Below are 6,362 nucleotides of genomic sequence, written 5' to 3'. Positions count from 1 at the left end.
TTTTGTTTCAAGACAAAAGGACAATAAAACAACACTATTATAAATGATGAATTTTAAATTTTGAATGAGATCCTTCCTGCCGTCAGGATGACAACAAGGTCAAACCACAAAAAAAGCCTCCCTAAAAAGGAAGGCTTTATATAATTCAATATGTGAATAGCTTATTAAATTCCCGCTACCTGTTTAATCTCATCTATAATCCTAACAGCAAGGGCATCGGCTTTGTCCTGTCCTTTAGCTTCGGTATAAATCCTGATAATAGGCTCAGTGTTCGATTTTCTAAGGTGTACCCACTCTTCTGCAAAATCAATTTTCACCCCATCAATAGTAGAAATATCTTCGTTAGCATACTTAGTAGCCATAGCTTCTAAAATAGCATCTACATTAATTTGTGGCGTAAGCTCAATTTTATTTTTACTCATGTAATACTGAGGGTAACTGGCTCTAAGAGCAGCAACGCTCATATTCTTTCCGGCAAGGTACGTAAGGAAAAGGGCAACACCCACCAGTGAATCACGACCGTAGTGAAGCTCAGGGTAAATAATACCACCGTTACCTTCGCCACCTATAACAGCATTGTTTTTCTTCATCAGTTCCACAACATTAACCTCACCTACAGCACTTGCTTCATAGGTACCGCCGTGTTTTTCGGTAATATCTCTAAGCGCTCGTGAAGACGACATGTTACTTACCGTGTTCCCCGGAGTTTTACTCAATACATAATCGGCAACAGCCACAAGGGTATATTCCTCACCAAACATTTCTCCGTCATCACTAATAAAAGCAAGTCGGTCTACATCCGGGTCAACCACAACACCAAAGTGTGCTTTCTCCTTAACCACAAGCTCACAAATATCACCAAGATGTTCTTTTAAAGGCTCAGGGTTGTGTGGAAAGTGTCCGTTAGGCTCGCAGTACAGCTTTACCACCTCTACTCCCATTTGTTCCAGTAGTTTAGGGATAATAACTCCACCCGATGAATTTACACCATCTACCACTACTTTGAACTTGGCAGCCTTAACAGCCTCCACATCCACAAGCGGCAGGTTTAGCACCTCATCAATATGAATATCCATAAAGGCATCGTTTGATGTAATTTCGCCCAGGTTATCTACATCGGCAAAATCAAACGCTTCGCTTTCGGCAATCTCTAAAATCTTTGCACCATCGGCACCGCTTAGAAACTCCCCTTTTTCGTTAAGCAGTTTAAGAGCATTCCATTGTTTTGGGTTATGGCTGGCAGTAAGTATAATACCACCGTCTGCCTGCTCCAACGGAACGGCAACCTCAACCGTAGGCGTAGTAGAAAGGTCTAAATCAACCACATCTATACCAAGCCCTACAAGAGTGTTCATTACCAGGCTATGAATCATAGGTCCTGATATACGGGCATCACGCCCTATAACTACAGTAAGTTTTTCTTTATTGCTTTGTGATTTTAGCCACGTACCGTAAGCAGAGGCAAATTTTACAGCATCTACGGGTGTTAGGTTATCTCCGGTTTTACCACCTATGGTTCCCCTAATCCCTGATATTGATTTAATTAACGTCATTATAAAATTTAGTTAGCAGGTTCTATTTTACACCACAAAGATAGCAATGCAGTTTTTTTAAGCTCAATCCTAAACATATTTTTAACTAACAAATTACGATAATCCCGTAATTGCCCGTTTTTACTATTGATTGCTATTAAACTTATCCCTAAATTGTGCCTATGAACTTTTTGGCACACATATACCTTTCGGGCGATAACGACCTTGTTAAAATAGGCAATTTCATGGCCGATGCCATACAGGGAAACAAAATAGACCACTTTCCGCCCAATGTGCAAAAAGGCATATTGCTGCACAGGGCTATTGACAGCCATACCGATGCCCACCCTATTTTCCGACAGGGAACAAAAAGGCTGCATAAACACTACCATCACTATTCGGGGGTTATAATGGACATGTTTTACGATCATCTGCTGGCAAAAAACTGGAACAGGTACTGCAACATGCCCCTGCCCCAATATGCCGCTGCGTTTTACAAAAGCCTTGATGATAATTATGATATACTGGCACCGCGTACCCAGCGCATGATGGTACACCTTAAAAAGGAAGACTGGCTTAGCAAGTATGCCACCATTGAGGGAATCAGTTTTATACTGATGCAAATGGATTACCGCACCAAGCACAAATCGGGCATGACAAACGCCGGAGTGCAACTACAGGAATATTACACCGAATACGAACAGGAATTTTTTGCTTTTTTTGAGGATATGCAGAAATTTGTGACAGATAAAAAAACCGAACTGGGGATATGACATTCATACAGGAACTTACTGCCGGATTTGAGGCAAATACCAATGTCGAAAACGCACTGTACATGCACAACTACTTGCGCGGACTGTTTAGTTTTTACGGATTGAAAACAAACGACAGGAGGGTTATATTTAAGGAAGCCTGCGTTAACCATAAGAACGAAATTAAAACCGACTGTCGTGATATAGCCCGTGCCCTATATGCCAAAGAAAAAAGGGATTACCACTACTGTGCTGTAGAGCTACTTACCAAAGAGCTTAAAAAGAAGTTTGTAAAAGATGACATTCACCTTATAGAGTTCCTTATTATAAACCACTCCTGGTGGGATACTGTAGATACTATTGCCAAATATTTAGCGGGTGGTTACCTGCAACAGTTCCCCGAAGAAACCACAGTAGTTATAGATCGTTTTTCCAACAGTGACAACATGTGGCTAAATCGTACTACAATTCTGTTTCAGTTGGGATATAAAAAAGATACCAATCAGACGATTTTGTTTGAACAATGCCTAAAACACAAGGACAGCAAGGAGTTTTTTATACAAAAGGCAATAGGCTGGGCACTACGCGAGTACGGAAAAACCAATCCTGATGCCGTTAGGGAATTCGTAACAACAGCAGCACTTAAACCCCTAAGCACGAGAGAAGCGTTAAAAAATTTATGATTTAGTCGAAAATAATTTACAAATGCAGTACCTTAGCATTTTTATTTTTTCAATTATTTTCCTCAATTAAAACCTTGTGAAACGCAATGCCCAAAAGAACGATTTCTAAAATCAGATTATTTTTAAGAAATAACTTTAGGCGTCTTGAAACCCTGTTTTTTTTACTTAAAAGCCTTTTGTCCGAAAGGCATTTTATATACCTGTCGTGTGTATTAGTATCAATCACCACAGGGTTTGCGGTAATTATACTTAAAGGGTTTGCCCATAATGTTTTCCGTTTTGCCAACTACGTAAACAGTTACCTTAAGCTTCCGTTTATTAACAGTATACTGCCTATTGTAGGTATAGTACTAACGGTATGGGTAGTACGCAGGGTACTTAACAATAAAATTGAGAAAGGAAGCTCACGCATACTCTATGCTGTAGCCAAGAAGGGTGGTATTATTCCGCGTACGCAAATGTATGCCCAAATACTAACCAGTTCCCTTACCGTAGGTTTAGGAGGATCGGCAGGACTTGAGTCGCCCATTACCATTACGGGTGCGGCTTTTGGGTCTAACTTTGCACAAAAATATAAGCTCTCTAAAAAAGACAGGATACTACTACTTGCCTGTGGTGTGGCTGCCGGTATTGCCGCAGCGTTTAATGCTCCTATTGCCGGAGTACTTTTTGCCATAGAAGTAGTACTTACCGATGTTACCATAACCGCCTTTATCCCAATTATGATATCGGCTGCTACAGGTGCACTGGTTTCTACCATTGTACTTAACGAAGAGGTATTACTTACCTTCCCTAAAGAACAGTCGTTTGACTATCACAATATACATTACTACGTACTGCTGGGTATACTGGCAGGTTTTGTATCGTTATACCATGCCCGTACGTTTCAGCGTATAGAGGAACATTTTGCCCGCACTAAAATGGGACAGTACCGCAAGGCATTATATGGCGCCATTCCGCTGGCAATACTTATTTTCTTTTTCCCTACCTTGTTTGGTGAGGGGTATGAAAGCCTTAAAGTACTATCGGGACTAAACCCCGAAGCCATTATGGAAAACACCCTTGTGGAAAGCCTTAAAGACAACGCCTGGATACTACTGCTGTTTGCAGGGGTTACCATGTTGTTAAAGGTATTTGCAACGGGGTTAACGCTTTCCTGCGGTGGTAATGGTGGTAACTTTGCCCCTTCCCTATTTGTAGGATCGTACCTTGGTTTCTTTGTAGCCAAACTTATTACCCTTACAGGACTGGATAAAGACCTGCCTGTGGGTAACTTTACTATAGTAGGTATGGCGGGTATTTTGAGCGGACTTTTCCACGCGCCGCTAACAGCCATATTCCTTATTGGGGAGATTACCGGTGGTTACAGCCTTATGCTTCCGCTAATGATAGTGTCTTCCATCAGTTTTGCAGTATCAAAACAATTTGAGGTACACTCAATGGACGTAAAACACCTGGCCGATAAGGGTGAGGTATTTACATCTGACAAAGACAGAAACGTACTTAACTCCATTGACATACTTAACGTAGTGACTACTGATGTTCCAACACTGTTGCCTACCCAAACACCAGACGATGTTATACAACTGCTTAGCACCACTAACCAGAGTATTTTTGCTGTAGTAGACGAGAAAAAACGACTGGTGGGTATGATAGACTTTAACACCATAAGGCACATAGCCTTTAGTCCGTTTAAAATAAAGTACTCCAAACTGGAAGAACTTATGAGTCCGGTGGGCGATACCGTATCGCTGGAAGATTCGGTAGAAATGATAATGGATAAGTTTGACGCCACTAAGGCCGAATACTACCCTATACTGAAAGACGATAAGTTTTACGGACTGGTGTTTAAGTCAAAAATCCTCAAAGACTACAGGGATAAGCACATCGAGATGATTATTGAGTAACAGCCTAAGCGCCGTTACCCTCCCATTGAGATAAAACCGCTTTCGGTTCGGTAAGTTCCAGTTCCTTACTAATGGCATGTATGTCCCTAAACAGGTTGGCACCTTTTTGTTCGGTCACCACACATTTTACGCTGTAAGAATCGTTATTTCTGTTTTCAACCTCTACAAGGTCAATCAGTTTTTTACTGCTTGGTATTATAGGCTTACCTATTACCTTATCCTTATAATAATCAACCAGGTAAACCGCTTCTTTGTAACTGTACATAATATTCGATTTTAGTAAATGTACATAAAAGCTATTGGAAATCAGAATTTTGAGCAGGTTAATTGAGCAAACAAGATTTTAAATAATAAACCTTAAATAAGACCATGTGCTGTTTGAGGCGAGAGCCGAGTTCAGATGGTTTAGCCGAATGAGAGAATTTATAGCCTTGACTTTTTCGTTGTTTTGTGTCAAGACAAAAGGACAAAACCTTAACCTTCATTACGTTCAGTATGTCATGTCGACCACAGGAGACATCTCATCTCTATTCAAAGTTCAGAGATTCCTCACTACACTGCGTTCCGTATCGGAATGACAATAGAGAATAGAACGACAGAGTAAGCAAACGTCATTCGGTTTTGATGGCGTGAAGTAAATAGATTCTTTTATTAAGAATGATAAGCAAATATCCCGCTATCTTTGCACAAATTTTATAACATCATTCACGTTCATGCCAATAAAAAAGATTAAAAAAACCTATCGCAAAACCCGCTACGTTTTATACAGAGAAACTTTAGTAGACTTTAGAGAACATTTTTGGGCTTTTACAGGCTCATTTATAGGTTTAGGTATAATTGCCTATTTGCAGTACGGATTAATGCCTGAAAGAGAGTTGGTGTTCTTAATAGGATCTTTTGGTGCCACCTGCGTATTGGTATATGGGGTAATTGAAAGCCCGTTAGCACAACCGCGTAACTTAATTGGCGGACACGTTATATCGGCCATAATTGGCGTAACGGTACAAAAAATATTCCCCGATTTGCTATGGGTTGCCGCTCCGCTTGCCGTATCATTATCCATTGTAATGATGCAGATAACCAAAACCCTTCATCCACCCGGTGGCGCAACAGCATTAATCGCAGCAACAGCCTCACCACAAATAAAAGCACTGGGTTATATGTATGTACTATCACCTGTACTTTCGGGATGTTTAATACTGCTTGCCATAGCACTTATTTTTAATAACCTTACCCCTTACAGAAAGTACCCGTCGCACACCGCCCGAAAAAAATACAAGCAGATATACAAAAGGCTAACCCAAAAAAAGTAAATCGGTTATTGTTTTGAATGAGATCCTTCCTAACGTCAGGATGACGACAGCAAGAGTAAGCAAACGGCATTAGGTTTTTAAAGGCGTAAAGTAAATTAGTGAAAGAGGCGTAAAAAAGCATCTGCTGTTTGAGGCGATAGCCGAGTTCAGATGGTTTAGCCGAAAGAAGTAATTT

Annotated in this window: 6 protein-coding genes; 4 read left to right on the top strand and 2 right to left on the bottom strand. The window is 40.6% G+C overall.

The features are described from left to right. Window positions 1–164 precede the first annotated feature (164 nt). Window positions 165–1,553 carry a phosphoglucosamine mutase gene (gene glmM, locus GN157_RS12055; protein ID WP_157483645.1) on the bottom strand — a complete coding sequence of 463 codons (1,389 nt, stop codon included), beginning with the start codon at window positions 1,551–1,553 and terminating at the stop codon, window positions 165–167. Window positions 1,554–1,714: 161 nt separating this feature from the next. Between glmM and GN157_RS12050 the strand changes: the two genes are divergently transcribed. From GN157_RS12050 to GN157_RS12040, 3 genes are all read left to right on the top strand, one after another. Beyond that, window positions 1,715–2,305: an acyl carrier protein phosphodiesterase gene (locus GN157_RS12050; protein ID WP_157483644.1), complete on the top strand. Its 591-nt coding sequence runs from the start codon at window positions 1,715–1,717 to the stop codon at window positions 2,303–2,305. Continuing rightward, window positions 2,302–2,967, top strand: a complete 666-nt coding sequence (locus tag GN157_RS12045; protein ID WP_157483643.1) for a DNA alkylation repair protein — start codon at window positions 2,302–2,304, stop codon at window positions 2,965–2,967. The genes GN157_RS12050 and GN157_RS12045 overlap by 4 nt, the downstream gene beginning before the upstream one ends. An 86-nt stretch (window positions 2,968–3,053) precedes the next feature. Beyond that, window positions 3,054–4,874, top strand: a complete 1,821-nt coding sequence (locus GN157_RS12040; RefSeq protein WP_157483642.1) for a chloride channel protein — start codon at window positions 3,054–3,056, stop codon at window positions 4,872–4,874. A gap of 4 nt (window positions 4,875–4,878) precedes the next feature. Here the strand turns inward: GN157_RS12040 and GN157_RS12035 are convergent, their stop codons facing one another. Beyond that, the gene (locus tag GN157_RS12035; protein WP_157483641.1) at window positions 4,879–5,139 is read right to left on the bottom strand and encodes a hypothetical protein; all 261 of its coding nucleotides are present in this window, start codon (window positions 5,137–5,139) and stop codon (window positions 4,879–4,881) included. A gap of 448 nt (window positions 5,140–5,587) precedes the next feature. Between GN157_RS12035 and GN157_RS12030 the strand changes: the two genes are divergently transcribed. Continuing rightward, window positions 5,588–6,187 carry an HPP family protein gene (locus tag GN157_RS12030; RefSeq protein ID WP_157483640.1) on the top strand — a complete coding sequence of 200 codons (600 nt, stop codon included), beginning with the start codon at window positions 5,588–5,590 and terminating at the stop codon, window positions 6,185–6,187. The last annotated feature ends 175 nt before the right edge of the window (window positions 6,188–6,362 follow it).

This window comes from Flavobacterium rakeshii (assembly GCF_009741375.1).
In the GTDB taxonomy this organism is placed as follows: Bacteria; Bacteroidota; Bacteroidia; order Flavobacteriales; family Flavobacteriaceae; genus Flavobacterium; species Flavobacterium rakeshii.
The sequence above is the reverse complement of the archived record's forward strand: the minus strand, read 5'-3'. Positions and strand labels throughout refer to the sequence as shown.

Bases quoted from the DNA above. Each gene is read 5' to 3' on its own strand.
- glmM (WP_157483645.1), bottom strand. From the start codon at position 1,553: ATGACGTTAATTAAATCAATATCAGGGATTAGGGGAACCATAGGTGGT.
- GN157_RS12050 (WP_157483644.1), top strand. From the start codon at position 1,715: ATGAACTTTTTGGCACACATATACCTTTCGGGCGATAACGACCTTGTT.
- GN157_RS12045 (WP_157483643.1), top strand. From the start codon at position 2,302: ATGACATTCATACAGGAACTTACTGCCGGATTTGAGGCAAATACCAAT.
- GN157_RS12040 (WP_157483642.1), top strand. From the start codon at position 3,054: ATGCCCAAAAGAACGATTTCTAAAATCAGATTATTTTTAAGAAATAAC.
- GN157_RS12035 (WP_157483641.1), bottom strand. From the start codon at position 5,139: ATGTACAGTTACAAAGAAGCGGTTTACCTGGTTGATTATTATAAGGAT.
- GN157_RS12030 (WP_157483640.1), top strand. From the start codon at position 5,588: ATGCCAATAAAAAAGATTAAAAAAACCTATCGCAAAACCCGCTACGTT.